At 72.1% G+C, this 25,160-nt stretch carries 26 protein-coding genes; 20 read left to right on the top strand and 6 right to left on the bottom strand.

Annotation, left to right across the window (positions count from 1 at the left end; translation table 11 throughout):
* Positions 1-19 precede the first annotated feature (19 nt).
* Both K377_RS20200 and K377_RS20195 read right to left on the bottom strand, forming a co-directional pair.
* On the bottom strand, positions 20-454 hold the full coding sequence (locus tag K377_RS20200; protein ID WP_111664817.1) for a very short patch repair endonuclease: 435 nt from the start codon (positions 452-454) through the stop codon (positions 20-22).
* 91 nt (positions 455-545) lie between these two features.
* A complete protein-coding gene (locus K377_RS20195; RefSeq protein ID WP_111664816.1) occupies positions 546-1,580 on the bottom strand; it encodes a hypothetical protein in 1,035 nt (344 codons plus the stop codon).
* A 184-nt stretch (positions 1,581-1,764) separates the two neighbouring features.
* On the opposite strand from K377_RS20195, the gene K377_RS20190 reads away from it, so the two are divergent.
* From K377_RS20190 to K377_RS20180, 3 genes are read left to right on the top strand one after another with little or no spacing between them, the layout of a single operon-like run.
* A complete protein-coding gene (locus K377_RS20190; RefSeq protein ID WP_375605937.1) occupies positions 1,765-2,613 on the top strand; it encodes a class E sortase in 849 nt (282 codons plus the stop codon).
* A gap of 11 nt (positions 2,614-2,624) precedes the next feature.
* On the top strand, positions 2,625-2,831 hold the full coding sequence (locus K377_RS20185; RefSeq protein WP_258395087.1) for a DUF3311 domain-containing protein: 207 nt from the start codon (positions 2,625-2,627) through the stop codon (positions 2,829-2,831).
* Positions 2,824-4,311 (top strand): sodium:solute symporter, encoded by a 1,488-nt coding sequence (locus K377_RS20180; RefSeq protein WP_111664814.1) that lies wholly within the window; start codon positions 2,824-2,826, stop codon positions 4,309-4,311. Before K377_RS20185 ends, K377_RS20180 begins: the two co-directional genes overlap by 8 nt.
* Before the next feature lie 264 nt (positions 4,312-4,575).
* On the opposite strand, the gene K377_RS20175 is transcribed toward K377_RS20180, so the two are convergent.
* Positions 4,576-5,994, bottom strand: a complete 1,419-nt coding sequence (locus K377_RS20175) for an MFS transporter (RefSeq protein WP_111664813.1) — start codon at positions 5,992-5,994, stop codon at positions 4,576-4,578.
* 112 nt (positions 5,995-6,106) lie between these two features.
* On the opposite strand from K377_RS20175, the gene K377_RS20170 reads away from it, so the two are divergent.
* The 5 genes from K377_RS20170 (at position 6,107) to K377_RS20150 (ending at position 10,563) form a co-directional block, all read left to right on the top strand.
* On the top strand, positions 6,107-6,634 hold the full coding sequence (locus K377_RS20170; protein ID WP_111664812.1) for a helix-turn-helix domain-containing protein: 528 nt from the start codon (positions 6,107-6,109) through the stop codon (positions 6,632-6,634).
* Between the two features lie 56 nt (positions 6,635-6,690).
* A complete protein-coding gene (locus tag K377_RS20165) occupies positions 6,691-7,008 on the top strand; it encodes a DUF6412 domain-containing protein (RefSeq protein ID WP_111664811.1) in 318 nt (105 codons plus the stop codon).
* 88 nt (positions 7,009-7,096) lie between these two features.
* Positions 7,097-7,861, top strand: coding sequence for a YidC/Oxa1 family membrane protein insertase (locus K377_RS20160; protein WP_111664810.1), 765 nt, complete (start codon positions 7,097-7,099; stop codon positions 7,859-7,861).
* A gap of 156 nt (positions 7,862-8,017) precedes the next feature.
* Positions 8,018-8,875 (top strand): fumarylacetoacetate hydrolase family protein, encoded by an 858-nt coding sequence (locus K377_RS20155; RefSeq protein WP_111664809.1) that lies wholly within the window; start codon positions 8,018-8,020, stop codon positions 8,873-8,875.
* 293 nt (positions 8,876-9,168) lie between these two features.
* Entirely contained in the window at positions 9,169-10,563 is a 1,395-nt protein-coding gene (locus K377_RS20150; protein WP_202455187.1) for a choice-of-anchor A family protein, read from the top strand.
* A gap of 15 nt (positions 10,564-10,578) precedes the next feature.
* On the opposite strand, the gene K377_RS20145 is transcribed toward K377_RS20150, so the two are convergent.
* Together K377_RS20145 and K377_RS20140 are read right to left on the bottom strand one after the other, a co-directional pair.
* Complete coding sequence (locus K377_RS20145) at positions 10,579-11,055, bottom strand: heme-degrading domain-containing protein (RefSeq protein WP_111664807.1); 477 nt, start codon at positions 11,053-11,055, stop codon at positions 10,579-10,581.
* Positions 11,052-12,134 (bottom strand): Gfo/Idh/MocA family oxidoreductase, encoded by a 1,083-nt coding sequence (locus K377_RS20140; RefSeq protein ID WP_111664806.1) that lies wholly within the window; start codon positions 12,132-12,134, stop codon positions 11,052-11,054. Before K377_RS20140 ends, K377_RS20145 begins: the two co-directional genes overlap by 4 nt.
* A 56-nt stretch (positions 12,135-12,190) precedes the next feature.
* Between K377_RS20140 and K377_RS20135 the strand changes: the two genes are divergently transcribed.
* The 11 genes from K377_RS20135 to K377_RS20085 all read left to right on the top strand — a co-directional run bounded on the left by K377_RS20135 (position 12,191) and on the right by K377_RS20085 (position 22,955).
* Positions 12,191-13,348 (top strand): ROK family transcriptional regulator, encoded by a 1,158-nt coding sequence (locus K377_RS20135; protein ID WP_111664805.1) that lies wholly within the window; start codon positions 12,191-12,193, stop codon positions 13,346-13,348.
* 160 nt (positions 13,349-13,508) lie between these two features.
* Complete coding sequence (locus K377_RS20130; protein ID WP_111664804.1) at positions 13,509-14,297, top strand: hypothetical protein; 789 nt, start codon at positions 13,509-13,511, stop codon at positions 14,295-14,297.
* A 37-nt stretch (positions 14,298-14,334) separates the two neighbouring features.
* Positions 14,335-15,111, top strand: coding sequence for a GntR family transcriptional regulator (locus K377_RS20125; protein WP_111664803.1), 777 nt, complete (start codon positions 14,335-14,337; stop codon positions 15,109-15,111).
* 192 nt (positions 15,112-15,303) lie between these two features.
* Positions 15,304-16,368: an ABC transporter ATP-binding protein gene (locus K377_RS20120; RefSeq protein WP_111664802.1), complete on the top strand. Its 1,065-nt coding sequence runs from the start codon at positions 15,304-15,306 to the stop codon at positions 16,366-16,368.
* Positions 16,361-17,233, top strand: a complete 873-nt coding sequence (locus K377_RS20115; protein ID WP_111664801.1) for a 2-aminoethylphosphonate ABC transporter permease subunit — start codon at positions 16,361-16,363, stop codon at positions 17,231-17,233. The genes K377_RS20120 and K377_RS20115 overlap by 8 nt, the downstream gene beginning before the upstream one ends.
* Positions 17,220-18,017, top strand: coding sequence for an ABC transporter permease (locus tag K377_RS20110; protein ID WP_111664800.1), 798 nt, complete (start codon positions 17,220-17,222; stop codon positions 18,015-18,017). The genes K377_RS20115 and K377_RS20110 overlap by 14 nt, the downstream gene beginning before the upstream one ends.
* A gap of 49 nt (positions 18,018-18,066) precedes the next feature.
* Entirely contained in the window at positions 18,067-19,128 is a 1,062-nt protein-coding gene (locus K377_RS20105) for a 2-aminoethylphosphonate ABC transporter substrate-binding protein (RefSeq protein WP_111664799.1), read from the top strand.
* A gap of 131 nt (positions 19,129-19,259) precedes the next feature.
* Positions 19,260-20,744, top strand: a complete 1,485-nt coding sequence (locus tag K377_RS20100; RefSeq protein ID WP_111664798.1) for an alkaline phosphatase family protein — start codon at positions 19,260-19,262, stop codon at positions 20,742-20,744.
* 83 nt (positions 20,745-20,827) lie between these two features.
* Positions 20,828-21,607: an HAD-IIA family hydrolase gene (locus K377_RS20095; RefSeq protein ID WP_111664797.1), complete on the top strand. Its 780-nt coding sequence runs from the start codon at positions 20,828-20,830 to the stop codon at positions 21,605-21,607.
* A 93-nt stretch (positions 21,608-21,700) separates the two neighbouring features.
* Positions 21,701-22,279: a hypothetical protein gene (locus K377_RS20090; protein ID WP_111664796.1), complete on the top strand. Its 579-nt coding sequence runs from the start codon at positions 21,701-21,703 to the stop codon at positions 22,277-22,279.
* A gap of 7 nt (positions 22,280-22,286) precedes the next feature.
* Entirely contained in the window at positions 22,287-22,955 is a 669-nt protein-coding gene (locus K377_RS20085; protein WP_111664795.1) for a class F sortase, read from the top strand.
* 277 nt (positions 22,956-23,232) lie between these two features.
* On the opposite strand, the gene K377_RS20080 is transcribed toward K377_RS20085, so the two are convergent.
* Positions 23,233-23,985 (bottom strand): GAF and ANTAR domain-containing protein, encoded by a 753-nt coding sequence (locus tag K377_RS20080; protein ID WP_111664794.1) that lies wholly within the window; start codon positions 23,983-23,985, stop codon positions 23,233-23,235.
* Positions 23,986-24,149: 164 nt separating this feature from the next.
* On the opposite strand from K377_RS20080, the gene K377_RS20075 reads away from it, so the two are divergent.
* Entirely contained in the window at positions 24,150-25,154 is a 1,005-nt protein-coding gene (locus K377_RS20075) for a glycoside hydrolase family 6 protein (protein ID WP_111664793.1), read from the top strand.
* The last annotated feature ends 6 nt before the right edge of the window (positions 25,155-25,160 follow it).

Raw genomic sequence — 25,160 nt, 5'->3', positions numbered from 1 at the left:
GACAAGCGGGCGTAAGTCCTCATTGCGGCTCTGGCGCACCGTTACCGGGCTGCGACCCGGAGACGCCGCTGTCAGGCGATCGTCCTGCTGATTTCCGTACGTCGGCGATGACCTGTGCCACGTCGGTCGGATCCTCGTGCTCCCAGAACCGGAGCACGGTCCAGCCCGACTCCTCCAGGTGGCGTGTGGTCTCGTGGTCGCGGGTCATGTTCTTGTCGAGCTTGGTCCGCCACCAGTCGGCGTTGGACTTCGGCTGTGTGGCGTGCTGCGGGCAGCCGTGCCAGAAGCAGCCGTCCATGAAGACCGCGATTCGGTCCTTGCCGAAGGTGATGTCGATGGTGCGGCGCCGTATGCCTGGGACCGGGACGTTCAGGCGGTAGCGCAGGCCCGCCGCGTGGAGGAGGCGGCGGACCGCAAGCTCGGGCGCGGTGTCGCGGGAGACCTGGCGGCTCATCCGGGCCGAGACGGAGGCGGAGGAAGGAACGGGGCGGGACACATCGGCATTGTGCCGAAGGAGCCCCGCCGGATGTCGGACGGACCGGCTTTCAGGCGCCGCCGTGGCACCCCGAATAAGCCGCCCCCGACCCGCACCAGCACGCCCCATCCGCAGCCGGAGGCCAAGCCACCGCCCGCCCCCGCGCCGCCAGCGTCGTCGCGTACTGCGGGAGGAGCGACGCGTCCGTCGGGGACGACGCCTCCGACGCCGCGAAGGCCTCGTAGGACGGGACCGTGCCCGTGACGATGCCCAGGTTGGCCGTGCCGGAGGCTGACAGTTCGCGGAGGGAATCCTCTATCGACGCCAAGTGGGCCTCGTAGGAGGGGTATTCCGAGGTCAGGCTCGGGTACGCCGCGATCAGTTCCGCGTATTCCGTCGACGGCCAGTGCAGGACCGCCACCGGGAACGGGCGGGACAGGGCCTCGCGGTAGGTGCCCAGTTCGGCGCGGAGGCGGGAGATCTCGGCCTGGAGTTCTGCCGGGTTTTCCGAGCCGAGGGCCCACAGGCGCTTGGGGTCGTGGAGTTCGTCGAGGGAGACCGGGGTGCGGTTGGCCTGGTCGGCGAGGGCGTCCCACTCGTCGTGCGGGGTGCCGAGGAGGCGGCGGACCCGGTGCCGGCCCAGGAGGAGGGGGTGCTTGGCGAGGGGGACGCCCGACTCGCGCTCCGACGCCGGGACGAGGAGTTCGAGGGCCTCGGTGAAGGTCTCGTGGGCCTGTTCCAGCTCGTCGTGCTGCTCCAGGGACTCCGCGACGATCACCCACGGCGCCGGGGAGCGCGGAGCGGTGGTGCGCAGGCCCGTGATGATGGCGTTGGCCTCCGCCTCGTGGCCGTACTCCCACAGGTTCGCGGCCTTGAGGGCGCGGATCAGGGACGGGTCGTGGACGTCCGGCGCGGCGAGCAGGCCGTCGTAGAGGGTCGTGGCGCGCTCGCGGTCGTCGGCGAGTTCGTAGTGGGCCGCGGCCTGGAGGAGCAGCGGCTCCGCGTCCTCGGGGTACATGTCCGCCGTGCGTTCCAGACGCTCGGCTTCCGCTACGTGGTCGGCACGGTCGTTCTCGGCGGGCGTGGCAGGCGTGTCGGGGCGCATGAGGGACACCGTACTGCCGGAATCCGCAAGGCGGACCGTCCGGATCGGGCGCGAGGCGTTGTGCACGGCTGTTCGCGGTGTGCGCTCCGCGCCGGGGCACCGAGGCCGCGCCACGGTCCCGGCCGGGCGAAGCTGTTCGGGCTTGGCTCTGGCTAGTTGGAGCGCCGCGATCTATCTTGCGCGCGTGCCGCAACGTACGCGTACGGACAGCAGAGCGGACAGAGGACCGGGCAGCAGGCCGCAGGTCGTGGCGCAGGGGCGCCCTGCCCGGCCGCTGGGCGTCCGCGTGCTGTGGGGCGGCGCCGAGGTCGCCGTCACCTTCGGGCTGATCCTGCTGCTGCTCGTCGTGCATCAGCTGTGGTGGACCAACCGGCAGGCCAGGGCCGGGGCCGAGCGCCAGGTGCAGTCCCTCGAACATCAATGGCAGCAGGGGCGGGAACCCTCCGGCGGAGGCGGTGCCGGGACCGAGGCCGAGCCATCCGCTCCGGGCGCCGAGGACGGCGACGACCCCGACGTGAGCGGCGGCTCCGGGCAGCGGCGGTCCGGGCGGGGCACGGTGGCCGCCGCGCCCCGCCCCTCCTACGACCAGGCGTACGCGATCATCTCCATCCCGCGCCTCGGGCTGCGGGCGCCCGTTGCGCAGGGGATCAGCAAGCCGAACGTCCTCAACCACGGTTACGTCGGCCACTACCCGGGCACCGCCCAGCCCGGCGGCGCCGGGAACTTCGCGTTGGCCGGGCATCGGAACACGCACGGGGAACCGTTCCGCTACATCAACCGGCTGCGCCGCGGCGACACGGTCTCCGTGCAGACCAAGAGCGCCACGTACACGTACGTCGTCGACAAGATGCTCGCGCAGACCTCGGCGTCCGACGGCGGCGTGATCAATCCGGTGCCGCGCAGCCGGGTCGTGCCGTCGGCCGGGTACAAGGAGCCCGGGTACTACATCACGCTCACCACCTGCACCCCCGAGTTCACCTCCCGGTACCGGCTCGTGGTGTGGGGGAAGCTGAGCCGGATGACGCCCCGATAGGCTCCGTCCCCGTGATCAAACGGCCTCATCTGCTCTGGCTCCTCGTGCCCTTCGTGCTGTACATCGGAGCGCTCCCGTTCGTGAACCGGGTCGAGCCCGTGCTGCTCGGGCTGCCGTTCCTGTTCGTGTGGCTGCTCGCGGCGACGCTGCTCACGCCGGTCGCGGTGTGGCTGACGTGGCGCGGTGACCGGAGGCACAAGGGGGCCGGGCATGAGTGACGGAGCCGTCGCCACGACGCTCTTCGGCGTCTTCATGGTCGCCACCGTCGCCCTCGGGCTGCTCGCCGTGCGCGGCAGGGGCGGCGGCGGTGGGCTCGCCGAGTGGTCGGTGGGCGGGCGGTCGCTCGGGGCCGTGTTCATCTGGGTGCTGATGGCGGGCGAGGGGTATACGAGCTTCAGCTATCTCGGGGCCGCCGGGTGGGGCTACAACTTCGGCGCCCCGGTGCTCTACGTCGTCGCGTACATGTCCTGCGGGTACGCCGTCGGGTATGTGGTCGGGCCGATGCTGTGGTCCTACGCGCGGCAGCACGGGCTCGTGTCCATCACCGACATGGTGGCCCACCGGTACGGGCGGCCGTGGGTCGGCGCCGCGGTGGCGGTGCTCGTCACCGTCTTCCTGCTGCCGTACATCCAGTTGCAGATCACGGGGATGGGCGTGGTCGTGTCGACGATCTCGTACGGTGCCATCAGCCTCAACTGGGCCTATTTCATCGGGTTCGCCGTCACCACGGTGTTCGTGGTCGTGAGCGGGCTGCGCGGCAGTGCGTGGGTGTCCGTGCTCAAGGACCTGCTCGTCATCGTCACGCTGGCGTTCCTCGCGCTGTATGTGCCCGTGCACTACTTCGACGGGTACGGGGACTTCCTCGGGCGGCTCGTCGACGAGAAGAGCGCGTGGCTGACGCTGCCGGGGAGCGGGGGGTCGCCTTACGGGGAGGGCTGGTTCGCCACGACGACGTTTCTGAACGCCCTTACCGTCGTCATCTTCCCGACCACCGTCGCCGGGTATCTGGGGGCGCGCAGCGCCGACGGGCTGCGGCGCAACGCCATCTGGCTGCCCGCGTACAACGTCCTGCTGTTCGTGCCGATGCTGCTCGGGATGGCCGCGCTGTTCGTCGTGCCCGGGCTGACCGGGGCCGACTCCAATCTGGCGCTGTTCAAGCTCGTCGTCGATTCGCTGCCGGCCTGGGCCGTCGGGATCATCGGGGTCGCGGCCGCGCTCTCGTCCATCGTGCCCATGGCGGTGTTCATGCTGGTCATCGGCACGATGTGGGGGAGCAGCGTGTTCTCGCTCGTTCCGCGGTGGCGGGAGTCCTCCTCGGCGCAGAAGACGTGGTCGCAGGTGGTCGTGGTGGTCGCCGGGGCGCTTGCGCTGGTGCTGACCTACTCGGCGCCGAACACCTTGGTGCGGCTGTCTCTCATTTCCTATGAGGGGATGGCGCAGTTGGTGCCGATGTTGTTGGTGGGGTTGATGTGGCGGCGGTTGAGTCTGGTGGGGGCGTTGAGTGGGGTTGTGGTGGGGGTGGGGGTTGTGTGCGGGCTGGTGTTCAGTGGACGGGATCCGGTGTGGGGGGTGAACGCGGGGATTGTGGCTCTGGCGTTGAATCTTGGGGTGACTTTGGTGGTGACGTACGTGCGTCCGGCTGATCGGGATGCACGACTGGACCGCGATGTGCTCGCCCGGGATCCGGTGGGCGGGTGACACGTCCGGTGGGGGCTGGTCGCGCAGTTCCCCGCGCCCCTGGAAGATCGGCGTCTGCCCCACGGGGGGTTCGTTGCTACGTGCGGCCCGGTGGCCGCTTCTCGCGCAGTTCCCCGCGCCCCTGAAGCGAGCTTCGCTCGCTCAGGGGAAGGCGCGCGAAGCGCGGCCTTCAGGGGCGCGGGGAACTGCGCGACCAGCCACGACGAGAGCCGCGCGTGACGAACTGGTTTTCAGGGGCGCGGGGAACTGCGCGACCAGCCGCACTCAAGGCGTGCTGGAACGGCGCTCCCGCAAGGTCAGCAGCAGCGCACCCGCCGCCACCGCCAGCGTCGCCGAGACGATCAGGGACGTGTTCATGCCCTTCGACAGGGCGTGGGCGGAGGTTCCTCCGGAGGTGGCCAGGGCGATTGTCAGGGAGACGCCTGCCGCTGAGCCTATGTAGCGGGCCGTGTTGCTGGCGCCCGAGCCCATGGCGGCGCGGCCCTGCGGGACCGACTCCACGGCGAGGAGTGGCAGCGCCGCGTTGAGGAGGCCGCTGCCGATGCCGGAGAGGAGCAGGCCGGGGAGGAGGCGGGGCCAGTGGGCCGAGCCCGCCGCGCCCAGGAGGGTCAGCGCGGCCGCCGCGTGCAGGGCGAAACCTACGGCCAGTTGATGGCGCGGGGAGACCCGGCCGGACAGGCGGCGCGCCTGGAGGGCCACCGTGAAGCCGGCGCCGGACCAGAGCACCAGCAGGATCGCCGTGTCCATGGGCGTCAGCCCCATCGTGCGCTGGACCAGCGTCGGGACGTAGCTGAAGAGCGCGATGACCGAGAGGCCCGTGAAGAAGGCGCCGGTCGTCGAGGCCAGGAAGAGCGGGCGGCGCAGGAGGCTCAGGTCCAGCATGGGGGTGGAGCCCTTGTGCTCCACGGCGACGAACACCGCGAGGAGCACCACCGTCGCCGCCAGCAGAGCGCCGACCGGCACCCGCAGCCACCCGTCGCGGCCCAGCGTCAGCGCGGCGAGCAGTGCGGTCAGGGCGAGGCCGAGCGTGAGGGCGCCGGGCAGGTCGGGGCGGCCGGCCCGGGGCGAGCGGGACTCGGTGAGCGAGCGCGGGGCCAGACCGGCGACGAGCAGCGCGGCCGCCGCGAGCGTGCCGTACGCCCAGCGCCAGTCGGCGACCTGGGACACGTAACCCGTGACGACCGGACCGAGCGCGATGCCGCCGCTGACGAACGCGCCCCAGACTCCCGTCGCCCGGATCCGCCCGGAAAGCGTCGGGAAGGCGTGCACGAGCAGGCCCAGGCTCGCGGCCAGGATCGCCGCCGACGCCGCGCCCTGCGCGATCCGGGCGAGCGTGAACAGCAGGGTGTTCGGGGCCAGCGCGCCCAGCGCCGTCGTCAGCCCGAGCGCGAAGGTGCCGAGCAGGAACGCGCGGCGGCGCCCGTAGTCGTCGGCCAGGCTGCCCGCGACCAGGAGCAGCGCGGCGAGGCCGAGCGGGGTGCCGTTCAGGAGCCAGGCCTGCGCGGACAGGCCGGTGTGCAGGGACGCGGCCGTGTCGCCGAGCGTGACCATCGGCGCGGTGTACGTCATCAGGGCCACCGCGGTCGCCGCGCTCGTCACGGCGAGAGTGGCGGCCGGGCGGGGCTCGCGCGCCGCGGGGCGGGCGAGGACCGGTGCGGGTTCCGTACGGACGGGCTGGGACATGGGTCGGCCATCCAGAAGTGGGTTCAGTGAATGAACTTGGCGTGCCCGATGAACGTAGCACGGTTGGTTCGGTCATTGAACCTACGGTCGGGAAATGGCTAGAGTGGGAGGCATGGCTCTCGGCAAGGACTACGTGACCCAGGAGTGCTCCATCGCCCGCGCGCTGGAGATCGTCGGCGAGCGCTGGACCCTGCTCGTCGTGCGCGACGCCCTCTACGGCGTCCGGCGCTACAACGACTTCCTCGTGCACCTGGGCATCCCGCGCGCCGTCCTCGCCGCCCGCCTCCAGACCCTCACCGCCGCCGGGATCCTGGAGAAGCGCCGCTACCAGGAGTCGCCGCCGCGCGACGAGTACGTCGTCACCGAGCGCGGGCGCGAACTGTGGCCGGTGCTGCGCTCGCTCGGCGCCTGGGGACGGGGCATCCCCGGCGCCCTGCCGATGCGTGAGTTCCGGCACGTCGTGTGCGGGACGGCGCTCGGCGTCCTCGGGGACTGCCCGGCCTGCGGGGGCCTTGTGCCGCTTGAGGAGGTCGAGATGCTGCCGGGCGCGGGGCTCGACCCCGACCCCGCCGATCCGGTCAGCCGCGCCCTGCTCGCGCCCCGGCGCCTCCTCCAGCCCGTCGTGACCGAGGCCGGATAGCTGTATAACTGGCAGGACGCCGACCGGTAGGCCGAGGAGCGAGAGGAGGGCGGCGCATGTTCCGTACGAGTACGTGGTCCACGACCCTGCGCCCGGCAGCCCTGCTGCTCTTCCTCCTCGTCGAGTCCGTGCTCGTCGACACCGGCAGCCTCGCCGGGGCCGTCGCGCTCGCCGCGACCGCCGCCGCGGGCTCCGCGCTCGCCGTCTGCTCCGTGCTCACCGCGCGCTCCGCGCCCGCCGTGCCGCCCACCCGGGTACGCACGGCCATGCGGGACCGCGAGCACCGCACCGCCTTCCTGCCGCAGCGCGATCCCGACGCACGGGGGCGCACCCGGCCCCGAGCGCCCGGACGTCTCGTCCCGACGGGCCGCTGACCTCGCAGTTCCTCCTGCCGGGCCTGTGGTCCGTCACGCCGAAACCTCTTCCGTTTCCGGCACGACGAGACCCCCGGAGGGCTCATCCATGTCGTCGTTCATGTCCGTTTTCGCCAGCCTCGTCGAGCACTTGGCGACCCTGCTCCAGCCGCTGTTCCACGCGTCGGCGACCGCCGCCGCGATCGTCCTGTTCACCGCGCTCGTACGACTCCTCGTCCATCCCCTGTCGCGGGCCGGTGCCCGGGGCCAGCGCGAGCGGCTGAAGCTTCAGCCGCGCATCGCCGAGCTGCGCAAGAAGCACAAGAAGAACCCTGAGGCGCTCCAGAAGGCGATCATGGAACTGCACCGCGAGGAGAAGGTGTCCCCGCTCTCCGGGTGCCTGCCGATGCTGTGCCAGATGCCGGCGTTCTTCCTGCTCTACCACCTGTTCTCCAACGGCAGCATCGGCGGCGAGCCCAACGGCCTGCTCGGGCACACCCTCGGGGCCGCGCCGCTCGGCGGGCGGTTCAAGGACGCGCTCGCGCACGGCGGGCTGTTCGGGGCGCAGGGGCTCGTGTATGTGGCGCTGTTCGTGCTCGTCGCGGCCGTGGCGACCTTCAACTACCGGCGCACCAAGCGGCAGATGGCACTGTCCGCGGCCGCCACGCCCGCCTCGGACCAGCCGCAGGTGCCGGGCATGGGCGCGATGACGAAGTTCATGCCGCTGATGTCCTTCATGACCCTCTTCTCGGTGGCCTACGTGCCGCTCGCCGCCGCGCTCTACATCGTCACCTCGACGACCTGGAGCGCCATCGAACGCGCCGCCCTCTACCGCGACATGCCGTACGCGGGCGCGGCGGCGCTTCCCGTCTGATCCTTCTGACCCGTGTGAGGCGGGGTGCGGGTCCGGTCCAGTCCGTGAACGGGGTATTGCGGACTGGACGCCGAACTTGGAGGATCGACCAGACCTCCGATGGCTGAGGCCGCACCTTGCCATGGAGGCTCCTCCTAGATCAGAGGGAGTTACACCATGAAGCTGCTGCGAGTCGGACCCGCCGGAGCCGAGCGCCCCGCGCTGCTCGACGCCGAGGGAACCCTCCGCGCCCTGTCGGGACTCGTCCCGGACGTCGACGGAGCACTGCTCGCGGACGACGCCGCGCTGGACCGGGTACGGGCCGCTGCCGCCTCCGGGGAGCTGCCCGTCCTTGATCCCGCGGGCCTGCGCATCGGTCCGCCGGTGGGCCGGATCGGCAAGGTCGTGTGCATCGGCCTCAACTACCACGACCACGCCGCCGAGACCGGCGCCGAGCCGCCCGCCGAGCCCGTCGTCTTCTTCAAGGCGGCGGACACCGTGGTCGGCCCGCACGACAACGTGCTCGTTCCGCGCCGCTCCACCAAGACCGACTGGGAGGTGGAGCTGGCCGTGGTCATCGGACGTACGGCCCGCTACGTCGAGTCCCACGAGGCCGCGCTCGCCTGCGTCGGCGGGTACGCGGTCGCGCACGACGTGTCCGAGCGCGAGTTCCAGATCGAGCGCGGCGGCACCTGGGACAAGGGCAAGAACTGCGAGACGTTCAACCCGCTCGGGCCGTGGCTGGTGACGCCCGACGAGGTGGCCGACCCGCAGGCGCTCGGGCTGAAGCTGTGGGTCAACGGCGAGCTGAAGCAGGACGGCAGCACCGCCGACCAGATCTTCTCCGTGGCGGAAGTCGTGCGCTACGTATCGCAGTTCATGACCCTGTATCCCGGGGATGTCATCAACACCGGGACGCCGGCGGGGGTTGCCATGGGGCAGCCGGAGCCGAAGCCGTATCTGCGGGCCGGGGATGTGGTGGAGCTGGAGATCGAGGGGCTGGGGCGGCAGCGGCAGGAACTCAAGCCGGCCTAGTCGCTGTCCGCTCGGGGGGCCGGTGCGCCTCTTCGCCGGGTTCGTGTGGGGGCGTTGGCGGGTGCGGGCCGGTGGGCGCTTCTCGCGCAGTTCCCCGCGCCCCTTCAGGGCTCGCTTCGCTCGCTCCCCGGGTTGTCGGTCGGGTGCTGCGCCGTCGTGGCTGGTCGCGCAGTTCCCCGCGCCCCTGAGGGCGCACTTCGTGCGGCCCCAGGGGCCCCTTCAGGGCCCCCGTTCGGGGGCCCCTCGGGGCGTGGCTGCTTTCTGGGGGCGGGGGGTGTTCACATAGTGCGCCTATGGGAAAAATCAGCGCGCGTATGTCCGTCGCCGCCATGGCGGCCCTGCTGGTCGGGGGCGCGGCCGGGGTCGCTGTCGCCGAGCCGCTGCCGGGTGGGCTCGGGCCCTGTCTGGGAAGTCTGTGCCCCGACGCGTACCCGGACCCGAACAACGGGGCCCCGGCCGGGCGGGACAGCAACATCAACGTCTTCGTCGGCGGGGACATGCTCGTCCGGCGCTCCGCCGCCGAGGCCGAGGGCAAGGTCGTCGTGCTCGGTGACTTCGACCAGGACAAGGACCCCGGGGTCTCGCAGATCTACAACGTGGGCGTCGCGGGCGTCGGCTCGCGCGTCCCGCCCCCGGACGGCACCGACTTCCTCACCGTCGGCGGGAACGTCACCGTCGGCTCCGGCGAGCGCCTCGCCGTGGAGGACGCCAGCGCCCACGGCGACGTACGGCACGCGGGCACGCTCACCGGCACCGTCGAGACCGACCACATCCGCGACGCCGACGCCACGGCTCCCTACACGGCGCTGCGCAAGCAGTTGCAGGACGCCAGCCACTGCTACGCGTACGACGGCGCCGCCCGCCGCACCGCGACCGGCACGGCCGTGAACGACGGCAGCACCACCGTCTTCACCGGCGACGGCAGCTCCGCGATCCAGATCTTCGACGTCGACTTCGACCTGGTCAGCCGGAGCGGCGGCCAGCAGGGCTTCTCGTTCGCCGGGATCCCGTCCGGCGCCACCGTCCTGGTCAACGTCTACGGGGACGCACGGGAGATCAACACGTACGAGTCGATGCTCCCGGCCGCACTCCGCGACCGGCTGCTGTGGAACTTCCCCGACGCCACGGACGTGACCCTCGCCGGCACCACCCAGTTCTCCGGCAGCACCCTCGTGGGCAACCCGGCGAGCACGACCACGGTGACCATGTCCGGGTTCAACGGGCGCTTCTACACCGCCGGTTCGCTCACCCACGCGTCGTCGGCCGGGGGCGGCGGTGGCCAGGAGTTCCACGCGTATCCGTTCGTGGGCGACCTGCCGTCCTGCGAGGAGCCCGTCACGCCGACTCCCACGCCGACACCCACACCTACTCCCACGCCTACGCCGACCCCCACCCCGACACCTACTCCCACCCCGACGCCTACTCCTACGCCGACCCCCACACCGACTCCGACGCCCACACCGACTCCGACCCCGACCCCGACTCCCACGCCCAGCCCCTCCGACAGCACGCCCGGAACGGCGACGACCGGCGGCGGAACGGGCGGGGGCGGGGGCGGGGAACTCGCCGAGACCGGGTCGCCCGCGGGTGTCGTGGTGCTCGGCGGGATCGCCGCGGCCGCCCTGACGGCGGGCGCGGCGATCGCGGGAGCGGCACGCAGGCAGCGCGGGGCCGGCTCGCGCCGATGAGGACCGGGCCGGTGATCAGCCCGCGTCGATGAAGCGGCTCAGGGCCTCCACCACGAGGGCGTGGTCCTCGACCTGGGGGAGGCCCGAGACGACGACGGTGCCGACGACGCCCGCGCCGCGCACGGTCAGCGGGAAGGCCCCGCCGTGCGCCGCGTACGTGTCCAGGTCGAGGCGGGACGAGTCCTCGAACGTCGTGCCCTTGGCCCGGAAACGGGTGCCGACCAGCAGCGACGAGACCTGGTAGCGCTCCACGACCCGGCGCTTGCGGGCGATCCACGCGTCGTTGTCCGGCGTCGAGCCGGGCAGCGCCGCGTGGAAGAGCTGCTGGCCGGAGCGCGTGATGTCGATCGCGACCGGCGCCTGCCGCTCGCGGGCCAGCTCCACCAGGAGGTTCCCGAGCCGCCAGGCGTCGTCGTGGCCGAAGGAGTCGAGGACCAGGCGGCTCTCCTGCTCCTCCAGGGCGGCGATGTCGGGGGCGGTAGGGGTGCTCACAGGGCCACCGTCACCTTCTCGTCGGCGGAGCGGCGGGCCGCTTCGAGGACGTCGAGGGCGTCCGCCGCCTGGGTGGCGGGCACCGGGTTCGGGGCGCCGTCGCGCAGGGCCGCGGCGACGGCGGCGTAGTACGCGGGGTAGTCGCCGTCGGCCGTGGGACGCGGGCGGCCGCCGCCGGTCAGCGGGGACTCGCCGGAACCGACCCGGCCCCACATCGACTCGCACTCCACACCCCACGGCTCACCGGCCACCGGGCGCTTGCCGTCGCGCAGGGCCGCCTCCTGGGGGTCGAGGCCGTACTTCACGTAACCGGCCTGCGAGCCGAGCACGCGGAAGCGCGGGCCGAGCTGGGCCGTGGTCGCCGAGACGTAGAGGTGCGAGCGGACGCCGTTCGCGTGCGTGATCGCGATGAACGTGTCGTCGTCCGCCTCGGCGCCCGCGCGCCGGACGTCGGACTCGGCGTAGACGGAGACGGCCGGGCCGAAGAGGACCAGCGCCTGGTCGACGACGTGGCTGCCGAGGTCGTAGAGCAGACCGCCGATCTCCTCCGGGTTCCCCGACTCGCGCCAGCCGCCCTTGGGCTGCGGGCGCCAGCGCTCGAAGCGCGACTCGAAGCGCCACACGTCACCCAGCTCGCCGTCCTTCAGGAGGTCCTGAAGGGTCAGGAAGTCGTTGTCCCAGCGGCGGTTCTGGAAGACCGAGAGCAGCAGCCCGCGCTCCTCGGCGAGCGCCGCCAGCTCGCGGGCCTCGGCGGCCGTGCCCGCCACCGGTTTGTCGACGACGACCGGGAGACCGGCCTCCAGCGCGGCCTTCGCGAGCGGTACGTGCGTCTTGTTCGGGGACGCGATCACGATCAGGTCCAGCTCGCCGGCCCGCTCCCACAGCTCGTCCGGGGAGGCCGCGAAGCGCAGCCCGTCGCCGTGCTCGGCGCGGGCCTGGGCCTGCCGCTCCGGGTTCGAGGTGACGACCGTGTCGAGGGTCAGGCCCTCGGTCGCGGCGATCAGCGGGGCGTGGAAGACGGAGCCCGCGAGGCCGTAGCCGATCAGGCCCACACGGAGAGAAGCACTCGTACCAGTCATGCCGTCCACTTAAACAACGCTGTTGCCAAAGTGCAAGCGGGAGGGACAATGGCGGGGTGAACACGCATGTCACGCATGCCCAGCATGTGCAGCCCACCGCCGGTGTGAACCTGACCGCCCTGCGCGGGCACAACGCCGCGCTCGTGCTCGACCTGCTGCGCGGCGCGGGGGAGCACGGCATCAGCCGGCTCTCGCTCGCCGAGCGCACCGGCCTGACCCCGCAGGCCGTCAGCAAGATCACCGCCCGGCTGAGAGGTGAGGGGCTTGTCGTCGAGGCGGGGCGCCGGGCCTCCACCGGCGGCAAGCCGCGCACGGTGCTGCGGCTCGTCGCGGACGCCGGACACGCGGTGGGCCTGCACCTGGACCGCGACGAACTGCACACCGTCCTGACCGATCTGTCCGGGGCGGTCGTCGCGACCCGGCGGGCCCCGCTCGACCTGGGCGCGGGCGCCGAGGCCGTCCTCGCCGCCGCGGCCTGCGAGGTGGACCAGCTGCTCGGCGGGGTCGCCCAGGGGCAGGCGCTCGGCGTCGGCGTCGCCGTTCCCGGCCCGCTCGACCACGCCGACGGTGTGCTGCACCGGGTCACCGGGTTTCCGCAGTGGGACGGGTTCCCGCTGCGCGACGCGCTCACCGAGCGGCTCGGGCTCCCGGTCGTCGTCGACAAGGACACCAACGCCGCCGCGCTCGGCCTCGCCCTCGGCGCGGCCGGGGACGGCGCCCGCTCCTTCGTCTACCTGCACCTCGGGACCGGACTCGGCGCCGGGCTCGTCCTCGGCGGCACGCTCTATCGCGGCGCGCGGACCGGGGCCGGGGAATTCGGCCACCAGGTCATCCAGCTCGACGGACCGCTGTGCGACTGCGGCAACCGCGGCTGCATCGAGGCGCTGTGCCTGGCCGCCGTCGCACTCGGCACCGGGGGCGGTCTGGACGAGGCCGCGCGGGTGCTCGGCGAAGGCGCCGGGAATCTGGTGAGCCTGCTCGACATCGACGCCGTGCTGCTCGGCGGGCGGACCGTGTTCGGCGCCGAGGAGCGGTTCGTGCGCGGGGTCGGCGCGGTGCTTCAGGCGCGGGCGGCGCGCGGCGGGTGCGGGCCGATACCGGTGCGCGGGGCGCCCGGCGGCGCCGGACTCGTCGTCGAGGGCGCCGCCCAGCTGATCCTCGCGCCGCTCTTCGGCCGGGGCGACGGGGCGTTCCCGGCCGCCCGCCAGGGCTGACCCGCTGGTCCGATAGGGGGCCGTTCCCCGGCTATTTGATGCTGATCGGGTCATCGGCCGTCGTGGCGCGCCCGTCGCGCCGGGCGGGCGTGGCAGCGTGCGGGGCCACGGCGGAGGCCGTGCCCGCGACCGCTCGACCCCGGACCAGCAAAGGCCCCGCATGCGACTGCGCCGTCCGATCGCCCTCGGCATCACCGCGACCGCCGCCGCCCTCGCCCTCACCGGACCGCCCCCGGCGACGGCGCACAGCGGGGGCCCGGCCGCCCACCTGGTCTCCCGTGACCTCTCCCGGGATCTGTCCTGCGACGCGGCGGCCGACGGGAGCCGCTTCCCGGTCGACGCCCGGATCCACCCGGGTCCCGACACCTACCACCCCGGCGACGAGCGCAGCCGCTGGTCGATCGAGCTCACCAACACCACCCGCACGAGCTGTTCGGCCATCCACCCCGTCCTCGTCCTCGTCGACCGGGACCGGAGACTGAAGGCCCGCCAGATCCGGATGGAGTTCCACGACGGCACCCGCTGGCGGCCCGTGACCTTCGAACACACCGACCAGGACGAGAACATCGGCGTCCTCGACGACGGCTTCCCCGGCTTCCCGGTCGGCGCGGGCAAGACCGTGACCGTCGAGGTCCGGCTCGCCTTCACCGCGGGCACCCGGCCCGGACGGGTCGTCGCCGACGCCGCCGTCGTGCAGCGCCGGGGCGACGACGGCGACTGGGTGGGGGAGTCCGGCAGCTACCCGTTCACGATCGCCGACACCGGTTCCGCCGGCGATTCCGACAGCCCGTCCCCGGTGGACGGGACGGACCCGTCGCTGCCCGACCAGCTCGCCGAGACGGGCCGCAACGCCTCCCTCGCCGGTCTCGGGGCCACCGCCTGCGCCCTCCTCGTCGTCGGCGGCGCCCTCGTGCTCGGCTCCCGCCGGCTGCGCGCCCCGAGGCACTGAACGTCCTGCGTTCACCCGCGTCTGGGACCATCCCCGCGTGGACCACCCGAACTACCCGCACGCCCAGGCCCCCGGCGCCCCTGTGCGCGACGGCATACCCGAGCACGGCCGGATCCCCAAGTACTACGCCGTCAAGGCCCAGCTCGACGCGCTGATCGCCGAGATGGCCGAAGGCGAGACGCTGCCCACCGAGCGCGATCTCGCCGTCCGGCACGGCGTCTCGCGCGAGACCGTCCGGCAGGCGCTGCGCGAGCTGCTGCTCGAAGGACGGCTGCGCCGCCGCGGCCGGGGCACCGTCGTCGCCGGACCCAAGCTGGCGCAGCCGCTCTCCCTCGCCTCGTACACCGAGGGCGTGCGCCGCCAGGGCCGACGGCCCGGCCGTACGCTCATCGGGCTCGACCGCTTCCCCTGCCCGCCCGCGCTCGCGACCGAGATCGGCCTGGAGCGCGGTGAGCCCGTCTGGCACATGGAGCGCGTGCTGCTCGCCGACGACGAGCGGGTCGGCCTGGAGTCCACCTACGTCCCCGTGGCCCGGATGCCGCGCCTCGACCAGGACTTCGACCCCGACTCGTCCTTCTACTCGTACGTCCACGAACGCCTCGGCATCGACTTCGGCTCCGCCGACGAACGCATCGAGACGGTGCTCGCCACCCCGCGCGAGGCGCTGCTCATCGGCACGCCGCCCGCACTGCCGATGCTGCTGATCCACCGCGTCTCGTACGACCCGGGGGGCGCTCCCACCGAGCGGGTGCGGACGCTGTACCGGGGCGACCGGTTCTCCTTCACCACCCGGCTGGGCGGAAACGAGCGGTAGCTGGCGACAACTTCCCTTTGTCCGCTGCCGGTTGAGGCGATTCGACGCGCGATGATAACGGGAACGTAACGGGTCTAGGCCAACCTTGGGTGCTCGTTCACCGTCCCGTTGCCGGGTGGACCGGCTCGGGACACCCGGCTTGAGGAGCGTGGGCGCCGTGAGAGCACTGGAAGACAGAGGAGTTGAGGCCGGATGACGCAGGGCCGCAGCGGCATCCGGTTCGACCGGGTCTGTGTCGCGTACGGCGGGAACACCGTGCTCGACTCCCTGGAGCTGACCGTCGAGCCCGGTGAGGTGCTGGCCCTGCTCGGGCCCTCCGGATCCGGCAAGACCACCGCCCTGCGCGCCGTCGCCGGGTTCGTCAGACCGGCGTCGGGGCGGGTGTTCATCGGCGACCGCGACGTCACCGACCTCCCGCCGCACCGTCGCGGGATCGGCATGGTCGTGCAGAGCTACGCGCTCTTCCCGCACCTGCGCGTCGCCGACAACGTCGCCTTCGGGATGCGCGCGCAGAAGGTGCCGAAGGCCGAGATACCCGGCCGGGTCGCCGAGGCCCTGGAGCTCACCGGCATGGCGGCCTACGCGCGCCGCTACCCGCGCGAGCTCTCCGGCGGCCAGCAGCAGCGCGTCGCCATCGCGCGGGCCCTCGCCATCCGGCCCGGGGTGCTGCTCCTCGACGAACCGCTGTCCGCGCTCGACGCCCAGCTCCGCTCCGGCATGCTCGGCGAACTGGCGCGGCTGCACCGCGAGCTGCCGGACGTGTCGATCCTCTACGTCACCCACGACCAGGTCGAGGCGCTGACCCTGGCCGACCGGATCGCCGTCATGGACAAGGCGCGGCTCCAGGACGTCGGCACCCCGCAGGAGCTGTACCGCACCCCGCGCACCGAGTTCACCGCCTCCTTCGTCGGCGGCGCCAACCTCCTTCCCGTACGCGTCGGTTCGGGCTCGGCGGCCTTCGGGCAGGCCGAGCTGAAGGTGTCCACGGACGGGATCGCGGCCGGTGCCACCGCCACCCTCTGCGTCCGCCCGCACCTCGTCGGACTCGGCGACGGGCCCAACGCGCTGACCGGCATCGTCGCCGAGGTCCAGTGGCGGGGCTCCACCCACCGGCTGTACGTCGACGTGGACGGGCGCCAGGTGAAGGCCGACGTAAGGGAGTTGCGGCAGCCGCCCGCGCTCGGCGAAGAGGTCACCGTGCACTTCGCGCCGGAGGACGCGGTGCTGCTCCGCGCGGGGGTGGCCGACGATGACTAGCGCCACGCTCGACGTACCCGTGCAGGCCGCGCCCAAGTCGCCCAGGAAGGCGCCCGCCTGGGTGTGGGCGCTGCCGCCGGTCGTCGCCCTCGCCGTCGTCTTCCTCTACCCGCTCTTCCTCGTCGTCCAGCAGTCCCTCCAGCCGGACACCGGCGGCACCTCCCTCAAGCCGTACAGCGACGTCTTCGCCTCGACGGCCTTCCGCGAGGCGCTCGGTACGACGGTGTGGCTGGCCGTCGGCTCGACGATCGGCTGCCTGGTCCTCGGGTTCGCGCTCGCGCTGATCATCGCGTTCGTGCCGTTCCCGGGCGGGAAGGCCGTCGCCAAGTTCATCGACGTCTTCCTCTCCTTTCCGTCCTTCCTGATCACGCTCGCGCTGCTGTTCGTGTACGGGCAGGTGGGCATGGCCAACGGCCTGTGGCGGGACGTCACGGGCGCCGCCACCGGGCCGTTCCAGTTCCTCACCACGCCGTGGGGCGTGCTGCTCGCCGAGATCACGTACTTCACGCCGTTCGTGATGCGGCCGCTGCTCGCCGCGTTCTCGCAGGTGGAGACGGCTCAGCTGGAGGTCGCCTCGTCGCTCGGGGCGCGACCGGCGCGGATCGTGCGGCAGGTGATCCTGCCCGAGGCACTGCCCGCGCTGGCCGCCGGCGGCTCGCTGGTCCTCGTGATGTGCCTCAACGAGTTCGGGATCGTGCTGTTCACCGGGGCCAAGGGGGTCACCACGTTGCCGATGCTCGTGTACAGCAAGGCCATCCTGGAGTCGGACTATCCGGGGGCCTGCGTCGTGGCGGTCGTCAACGTGGCCATCTCCGTCGGCCTGTACGGGATCTACCGGGTGGTGAGCCGTCGTGTTGGTGCATAGCAAGCCGGGCAAGTGGGCCACCTGGGCCGTCTTCTTCGTGCTCTTCCTGCCCCTCTTCGCCCTGCCCCTCCTCGTCATCGTCGCCGCGTCCTTCGCCGGCAACTGGTCCGGGGCCCTGCCCTCCGGGTTCACCGGGGAGCACTACTCAGCCGCCACCAGCGGGGACTCGCTCACCGCGCTCACCACCAGCCTGGTCACCGCCGTCACGGCGAGTGTGCTCGCGCTGCTGGTCGGCGGGTGGGCCGCGCTGGCCGCCGCGTCGCTGAGGAAGCGCGGACGGCGCGCCATGGACGCGCTGTTCGTGCTGCCCGTCGCCGTGCCGTCCGTCGTGGTCGGGCTCGCCGTGCTCGTCGCGTTCAGCAAGCCGCCGATGCTGCTCAACGGCACCCGCTGGATCGTCATCATCGCGCACACGATTCTTGTCACGGCGTTCGCCTACCAGTCGGTCTCGGCCGCCATCGTGCGTCTCGACCCGGTCTACGAACAGGCCGCGGCGTCGCTCGGCGCCCGGCCTTCGTACGTCCTGTGGAAGGTGAAGCTGCCCCTGCTGCTGCCGTCCCTGAACGCGGCGGCCGGGCTCTGCTTCGCCCTGTCCATGGGCGAGTTGAGCGCCACCATGATGCTCTACCCGCCGGACTGGATGCCGCTGCCGGTGCAGATCTACGCGACCACCGACCGCGGCTCGCTGTTCACCGGCTCCGCGATCGCGGTGGTCCTGATGGCCGCGACGCTGCTCGTCCTGCTCGCCGTCTCGCGGATCCGCACCAAAGCCTCATACCGCTAGAAGCCTCGTCCCGACAACGCCCCTGCTCTTCTACGGAGTTCACCTCGCCATGCGCAGAAACACGCTCACCACCGTAGGCGCCGTCACCGGCAGCCTCGCCCTCGCCGCCTCCCTCACCGCGTGCGGCGGCAGCTCCGCCGCCTCCGACGAGAAGGTCGTCACCGTCTACAGCGCCGACGGCCTCAAGGGCGAGAACGGCGACGGCTGGTACGACAAGGTCTTCAAGGACTTCACCGCCAAGACCGGCATCAAGGTCAAGTACGTCGAGGGCGGCTCCGGCGAGGTCGTCCAGCGCGCCGTGCGCGAGAAGACGAACACGCAGGCCGACGTCCTCGTCACCCTGCCGCCGTTCATCCAGCAGGCCGGCGGCAAGGGCCTGCTCGCCAAGTACGCGCCCGAGGGCTCGGACCAGGTCGACGGCGCGGACAAGGGCGCCGACGGCACCTGGACCTCCGTCGTGAACAACTACTTCGGCTTCATCTACAACAAGAAGGAGCTGAAGTCGGCGCCCACCACGTGGGACGAGCTGCTCGACGGGAAGTTCAAGAACAAGCTCCAGTACTCCACGCCGGGTGTCGCGGGCGACGGCACCGCGGTCGTCGTCAAGGCGATGCACGACTTCGGCGGCAAGCAGCAGGCCATGGACTACCTGAAGAAGCTCCAGGCCAACAACGTCGGCCCGTCCGCCTCCACCGGCAAGCTGGCCCCGAAGGTCGACAAGGGCGAACTCCTCGTCGCCAACGGCGATGTGCAGATGAACTACGCCCAGTCCAAGGACGCGCCGAACCTCGGCATCTGGTTCCCCAAGGCGGACGGCGGCAAGCCGACCTCCTTCGCCCTGCCCTACGCGGCCGGCCTCGTGAAGAACGCCCCGCACACCGCCAACGGCAAGAAGCTCCTGGACTTCATGCTCGCCGCGAAGCAGCAGCAGGAGGTCAGTTCCATCGGCGGCGGCTTCTCCGCCCGCGCCGACGTCAAGGCCACCGACGAGAACGCCATCGCCCTCGCCAAGATCATGGACGGCGTGGAGATCTTCGAGCCGGACTGGAACGACATCGACAAGAACCTGACGGCGTACGTGGACGACTGGAAGTCCGCGACCGGCAGCTGAGCTCATCACGGGGTGACGAATGTCCCTGGGCATTCGCGTCCGTGTCACCAAAAGATAACGGGTCTGGTCCAACACTCCTGTGGAATCAGGGGTGTTGGACCAAGCCATGCCGCCACGTCCCGGAGGACCGCATGTCGCTCACCCGCCGCTCCCTGCTCATCGGCACCGCCACCGCGGCCGCCGCCCTGACCCTGCCCGCCACGGCCTTCGGCGCCGCCAAGACGCCCAAGGTCCTGGTCATCGGCCTCGACGGCACCCTTCTGAGCAGAATCAAGGACGCCGACGCGCCCCGCCTGAAGGCCCTCATGGCGGCCGGCCTCACCGCCCCCAGCTCGATCTACGCCAACCCGCTGGCCCCGACCCTGTCCGGGCCCGGCTGGTCCACGCTGATCACCGGCGTGTGGCCCGACAAGCACAACGTGAAGGACAACAACTTCACCGGTCAGAAGTTCGCCCAGTACCCGGACTTCCTCACCCGCATCGAGACCGCGAAGCCCGCCCTGTCCACGTACGCCGTCTCCTCCTGGGCGCCGCTGACCGACACCGTCTTCTCCTCGAAGGTCGACACCCGCGTCTCCACGCCCAGCGCCGAGTACGACACCGGCACCACCAGCCGCGCCGTCGCCCAGCTGAAGAGCGCCAACCCCGACGCGGTCTTCCTCCAGCTCGACAACGTCGACCACGCGGGCCACAGCTACGGCGCCGCCAGCCAGCAGTACCTGGACGCCATCCACGGCGTCGACGGCCAGGTCGGCCAGATCGTCGACGCCGTGAAGTCCCGTGCCACGTACGCCAGTGAGGACTGGCTGATCATGGTCACCGCCGACCACGGGCACACCGACGCGGGCGGCCACGGCGGCTCCACCTGGCCCGAGCGGCAGACCTTCATGATCGCCGTCGGCGGCACGGTCACCGCCGGGTCCACCCGGTACGACGTGAAGATGCCCGACATCGCGGCCAGCGCCCTCGCCCACCTCGGCGTCGCGCTCGACCCGGCCTGGGGCCTGGACGGCCGCCCGATCCAGCAGCCGAGCCCCGACGACTTCGACAGCCTGCGCGCCAAGCTCACCGGGCCGGTCGACGAGAGCGGCATCGGCACCGGCGTCGTCGGCTTCACCCACACCCCGCCGAGCGGCTGGTCCGTCGACAACTCCACGATGGGCACCGGCGGCGTCACCGAGTGGCGCGGCTGGACCTTCACCACCGACGAGTTCTGGACCAAGGCCGAGCGCGACCAGCAGCGCGAGTCCAACGTCCGGGCCCGCAACGTCTTCGCGGTCGCCGACGGCGACGAGTGGTCCGACAAGACCGTCTCGGGCTCCTTCGACTCCACCCTGATCAGCCCCGCCTACCCGGTCACCGGCGGGCGCGCGGCCACGCTCACGTACACGACCTTCTACCGTCAGGAGTCCCCGCAGAAGGGCGAGGTCCTGGTCTCCTACGGCGGCGCGGCGCCGGTCTCCGTGAAGACGTACACCGCCGACGTCTCCTCCCGCACCGAGACCGTCGCCCTCCAGGTGCCGGCCGGGGCGACCACCGCGCAGGTCCGCTTCCGGTACACCGGCGGCAACAACTGGTTCTGGACCGTGGACGGGGTCAAGATCAGCCAATCCTGATTAGGCTGGGGGCGTCGGCACAGTGTCGTCCCGGCGCCCCGTTCAGCACAGTCGTTTCACCGCGGACCGCAGGAGTGCACCCCATGGCAGAGCGCAAGCCCATCGATTCATGGCTCACCGACATGGACGGGGTGCTCATCCACGAAGGGGTGCCGATCCCCGGCGCCGACTCCTTCATCAAGAAGCTCCGCGACTCCGGCAAGCCCTTCCTGGTGCTGACCAACAACTCGATCTACACCGCCCGCGACCTCCAGGCCCGGCTGACCCGCATGGGCCTGGAGGTCCCGGTCGGCAACATCTGGACGTCCGCGCTCGCCACCGCCAAGTTCCTTGAGTCCCAGCGCCCCGGCGGCACCGCGTACGTGATCGGCGAGGCCGGCCTGACCACGGCCCTGCACGACATCGGCTACGTCCTCACCGACCACGCCCCCGACTACGTGGTCCTCGGCGAGACCCGCACGTACTCCTTCGAGGCCATGACCAAGGCGGTCCGGCTGATTAACGACGGGGCCCGCTTCATCTGCACCAACCCCGACGAGACGGGCCCCTCCACCGAGGGCCCGCTGCCCGCCACCGGCGCCGTCGCCGCCCTCATCACCAAGGCCACCGGCAAGCAGCCCTACTTCGCGGGCAAGCCGAACCCGCTGATGATGCGCACCGGGCTCAACGCGATCGGCGCGCACTCCGAGACCAGCGCCATGATCGGCGACCGGATGGACACCGACGTGCTGGCCGGCCTGGAGGCGGGCATGCAGACCTTCCTCGTACGGACCGGGCTGACCAGCGACGCCGACATCGCGAAGTACCCGTTCACGCCGTCGCACGTCGTCGACTCCATCGCGGACCTCGTCGACCTGGTCTGACCGTCCGATCCCGCCGGACCTCCGTCGCACGGCGGCTCCCGGGATGCGGAATGCCGCCGGGCGCGTGAACCTGCCAGTAACAGGAGGTTCACGATGCGTACAGGTCTGCTCGCTCTCCGTGCCGCAGGCGCGGCCGCCGCTCTCGTGGCGCTGCCGGTCTCCGCGGCCCCGGCCCACGCGGAGGGCGGCGGATCCGTCACCGTCACCCCCTACGGCGTGCCGCCGGGCACCGAGGTCGATCTGCGGGTCTCCGGCTGCGACGGCAGGACCGGCACGGCCACCTCGGCGGCCTTCGTGGGGCCCGCGCGGCTCGGGCCCTCGGCCGACCAGCCGACCCTGTTCGGCGAGGCCCGGGTGAAGTCGGCCGCGGCCCCCGGCACCTACGAGATCCTCGTGGTCTGCCCCGGCCGCGACATCCTCTCCGAGATCAAGGGCAGCGTCCGGGTCCTGCCGGGCGGCCACACACCGCCGCCGAGCCCGACAGCGCCCGTGCACGCCGGGGGCGGCGGCACCGCGGCCCACCCGGCCGCCGCCGCGGACACCGGCCGGGCCGCCGTGGCCACCGAGGGCCCCGGCACCCGGCACGCCGTCATCGGGCTCGTCCTCGCCGCGGTCGCCGCCGTCGCCGTGGCCTTCCGCAGCGTCCGGCGCCGCCGGTCCGCACGGCAGTGAGCCCACGGTGAGCAAGCATCCCGGCGCGGGACGGCTGATCACGGGCATCGCCTGGGCGGTGCTCCTGCTCGGCCTGTGGCTGTGGGGGCGCGGCGCCACCGACGTGTCCCTGTCCGGGCCCGCGACCGGCGACGCCGCCGCCGTCGGGCGCCCCTTCGGGGCCGAGCTGCCCGCCGCGCACAAGCCGGTCAAGGGCGCGAAGCCGCAGCGCGTCGACGTCGCCGCGCTGCGCATCCAGGCGCCCGTCGTGGCCCGCGGCCTCGACGGCGGCGGAGCCGTCGACCCGCCGCCCTACGACCAGGCGGGCGTCGTCGGCTGGTACGGCGGGGGCGCCCGTCCGGGGGAGCGGGGCACGTCCCTCTTCGTCGGCCACGTCGACACCGAGACCAGGCCGGCCGTCTTCTACCACCTCAGCGAGGCGAAGCCCGGCGACACCGTGAAGGTGGTGCGCGACGACGGCTCCATCGCCTCCTTCACCGTCGACGAGGTCGAGGTCTACGACCGCAAGCATTTCGACCCCGCCAGGGCCTACGGCCCGCACGACCCGTCCCGCGCCGAACTGCGCCTGATCACCTGCGGCGGCACCTTCGACAAGGCGTCCCGCACCTACACGGCGAACGTCGTCGTCTCCGCGTATCTGTCGGGCGTCGAGCAGCCCGCGCGTCGGGCCGGCTGACGCACCTGGCCGGCCGGCGGCCCGCTCCCCCCGGAGCCGCCGGCCGGACTGGTCCTCGACCGCGCGCGCAGCGGGCTGCGGGAGTAACCCGGCGCCGGCGCAGGAGGCTCGAAGGAGAAATCTTCCCCTGGGCGGGGAACCTTCCCGGTCCTGAAGGCCGAGGTCTGGGGCCACTGGCACCGACTCTAGGACGGATGGGGCGCACAGGATAGAGGGCGTTTGACGCCAAGTACGAGGATGGTGGCGCTGCGTGGTCGGCGCAGGTGAGAGCCGCTTCTCAGGCAGGTCCGGACCTGTCGGCGCGCAACTGGGTGTCGGTCAGGACGCGGTGCACGACCGCGCGCGCCACCTGGTCGAGCGGGCGCCGGTTCCTGCGCGCGTACTGGCGCAACGTGTCGAACGCGCCGTCCGGAGTCGTGCCCCAGCGCTCCGCGAGCATCCCCTTTGCCTGTTCGATCCGCACACGGCTGGCAAGCGCTTCTCGCAGCTGCCCCGACAACTGCCTGTACTGGGCGTAGGCGCGATGGTTGAGCAGCCCCACGGTGGTTGCGTCGGCAAGGGACTGTGCGATCGCCAACCCGCCCTCCGCGGACGGCGGATGCGGGGTGTAGACGCTGAGCGCGCCGAGCAGCGTCTCGTGCCGGCGCAGCGGCACCGCGTACGCCGCCGCGATCCCGAACCGGCGAGCGGCCGCGGTGAACTCGGGCCAGTGGGCGACGGCCTCCCGCGACGCCAGGTGCACGGCCCGCGCCGCCCGCCCGGACGCCAGGCTGTCGTGCACCGGGCCGGCCTCCTGCTCCCACTCCAGCAGCTCCCGTACGGACTCCGGCTGTTGGGCGCCGTGCACGACCGGGCCGGGCCGGCCGTTCGCCTCCAGCAGCGTCACGCCCGCGCCGCGCGCGCCCAGGAACTCCATGCAGCGGTCGGCCAGGCGGCTCAGGTGCAGGGCGGGGTCGAAGTCACCGATGAGGGTGTCGGCGAACTCCACCAGTGTTGCGGCGAGCCGCAGTTCACGGGACTCCTGCGACATGTGTACCACCTCTTCCGCCCCGCTGGGACAGGCCCCCGACGGCGGGGCGCCTACCCCGCTCCGGCGTGCTGTAACAGCTCTTGGACAAGCACCGTCCGGCCTCGTGACCGCGCGAGGGCGTATGTCACGATTGAGGGCCAGACAGTGCACCCAAGGGGGAGTGGATGTACCGGAAACTGAGGGCCGGAGCGGTCGTCGTGGGGGCGGCGCTGCTCGTGTCCGCGTGTTCCTCCGGAGGCGACAAGAAGGGCGACGACAGCTCGGCCCGTCCGGTCGGGCAGCAGCCGAAGAGCGCCGATCCGTTCTGGGTCAATCCCGACAGCAAGGCCGCCGAGGCCGTGGCCGCCCTGGAGAAGGACGGCAAGGACGACGAAGCGGCGGCGGTCCGCAAGATCGCCGAGCAGCCGAGCGGCGAGTGGATCCTCCCGGAGAACGCCGAGTCGCAGGCGCGTGGCTACACGGAGGCCGCCCAGAAGGCCGACCGGGACGCGCTGCTCGTCATCTACAACATCCCGCACCGCGACTGCGGCAACTACTCGCAGGGCGGCGCCGCGGACGGCGACGCGTACCGGGCGTTCATCGACCAGGTCGCCGCAGGCATCGGCGACCGGCCCGCGACGGTGATCCTGGAGCCGGACGCGGTGCAGCACATGGTGGACAACTGCACGCCGGGCCAGTTCCACGAGGAGCGCTACGACCTGCTCAAGGGCGCGGTCGCGAAGCTCAAGACGCTGAAGGACACCAAGGTCTACCTGGACGCGGGGAATGCGGGCTGGGGCAAGCCCGACCAGATCTTCCAGCCGCTCCAGCGCTCCGGCGTCGACCAGGCCGACGGCTTCTCGGTGAACGTGTCGAACTTCTACTCCACGGAGGACTCCATCCGCTACGGCAAGGAGCTCTCGGCGAAGGTCGGCGGCAAGCCGTTCGTCGTGGACACCAGCCGCAACGGCAACGGGCCGTACACGAGCGGCGATCCGGACGAGCGCTGGTGCAATCCGCCCGGCCGGGCCCTCGGCGAGACCCCGACCACGAAGACCGACGACCCGCTGGTGAAGGCGTACCTGTGGGTGAAGCGGCCGGGCGAGTCCGACGGCACCTGCAAGGGCGGGCCCAAGGCCGGCGCCTGGTGGGGCGCGTACGCGGTGAAGCTGGCCAACGCCGGTTCGTGACCGGAC

Origin of the sequence: Streptomyces sp. PsTaAH-137, from assembly GCF_003259365.1 — a bacterium.
GTDB lineage: Bacteria > Actinomycetota > Actinomycetes > Streptomycetales > Streptomycetaceae > Streptomyces.
The sequence above is the reverse complement of the archived record's forward strand: the minus strand, read 5'-3'. Positions and strand labels throughout refer to the sequence as shown.

Bases quoted from the DNA above. Each gene is read 5' to 3' on its own strand.
- K377_RS20150 (WP_202455187.1), top strand. From the start codon at position 9,169: ATGGGAAAAATCAGCGCGCGTATGTCCGTCGCCGCCATGGCGGCCCTG.
- K377_RS20120 (WP_111664802.1), top strand. From the start codon at position 15,304: ATGACGCAGGGCCGCAGCGGCATCCGGTTCGACCGGGTCTGTGTCGCG.
- K377_RS20155 (WP_111664809.1), top strand. From the start codon at position 8,018: ATGAAGCTGCTGCGAGTCGGACCCGCCGGAGCCGAGCGCCCCGCGCTG.
- K377_RS20115 (WP_111664801.1), top strand. From the start codon at position 16,361: ATGACTAGCGCCACGCTCGACGTACCCGTGCAGGCCGCGCCCAAGTCG.
- K377_RS20170 (WP_111664812.1), top strand. From the start codon at position 6,107: ATGGCTCTCGGCAAGGACTACGTGACCCAGGAGTGCTCCATCGCCCGC.
- K377_RS20175 (WP_111664813.1), bottom strand. From the start codon at position 5,994: ATGTCCCAGCCCGTCCGTACGGAACCCGCACCGGTCCTCGCCCGCCCC.
- K377_RS20140 (WP_111664806.1), bottom strand. From the start codon at position 12,134: ATGACTGGTACGAGTGCTTCTCTCCGTGTGGGCCTGATCGGCTACGGC.
- K377_RS20080 (WP_111664794.1), bottom strand. From the start codon at position 23,985: ATGTCGCAGGAGTCCCGTGAACTGCGGCTCGCCGCAACACTGGTGGAG.
- K377_RS20160 (WP_111664810.1), top strand. From the start codon at position 7,097: ATGTCGTCGTTCATGTCCGTTTTCGCCAGCCTCGTCGAGCACTTGGCG.
- K377_RS20130 (WP_111664804.1), top strand. From the start codon at position 13,509: ATGCGACTGCGCCGTCCGATCGCCCTCGGCATCACCGCGACCGCCGCC.
- K377_RS20180 (WP_111664814.1), top strand. From the start codon at position 2,824: ATGAGTGACGGAGCCGTCGCCACGACGCTCTTCGGCGTCTTCATGGTC.
- K377_RS20195 (WP_111664816.1), bottom strand. From the start codon at position 1,580: ATGCGCCCCGACACGCCTGCCACGCCCGCCGAGAACGACCGTGCCGAC.
- K377_RS20165 (WP_111664811.1), top strand. From the start codon at position 6,691: ATGTTCCGTACGAGTACGTGGTCCACGACCCTGCGCCCGGCAGCCCTG.
- K377_RS20200 (WP_111664817.1), bottom strand. From the start codon at position 454: ATGAGCCGCCAGGTCTCCCGCGACACCGCGCCCGAGCTTGCGGTCCGC.
- K377_RS20095 (WP_111664797.1), top strand. From the start codon at position 20,828: ATGGCAGAGCGCAAGCCCATCGATTCATGGCTCACCGACATGGACGGG.
- K377_RS20100 (WP_111664798.1), top strand. From the start codon at position 19,260: ATGTCGCTCACCCGCCGCTCCCTGCTCATCGGCACCGCCACCGCGGCC.
- K377_RS20090 (WP_111664796.1), top strand. From the start codon at position 21,701: ATGCGTACAGGTCTGCTCGCTCTCCGTGCCGCAGGCGCGGCCGCCGCT.
- K377_RS20075 (WP_111664793.1), top strand. From the start codon at position 24,150: ATGTACCGGAAACTGAGGGCCGGAGCGGTCGTCGTGGGGGCGGCGCTG.
- K377_RS20105 (WP_111664799.1), top strand. From the start codon at position 18,067: ATGCGCAGAAACACGCTCACCACCGTAGGCGCCGTCACCGGCAGCCTC.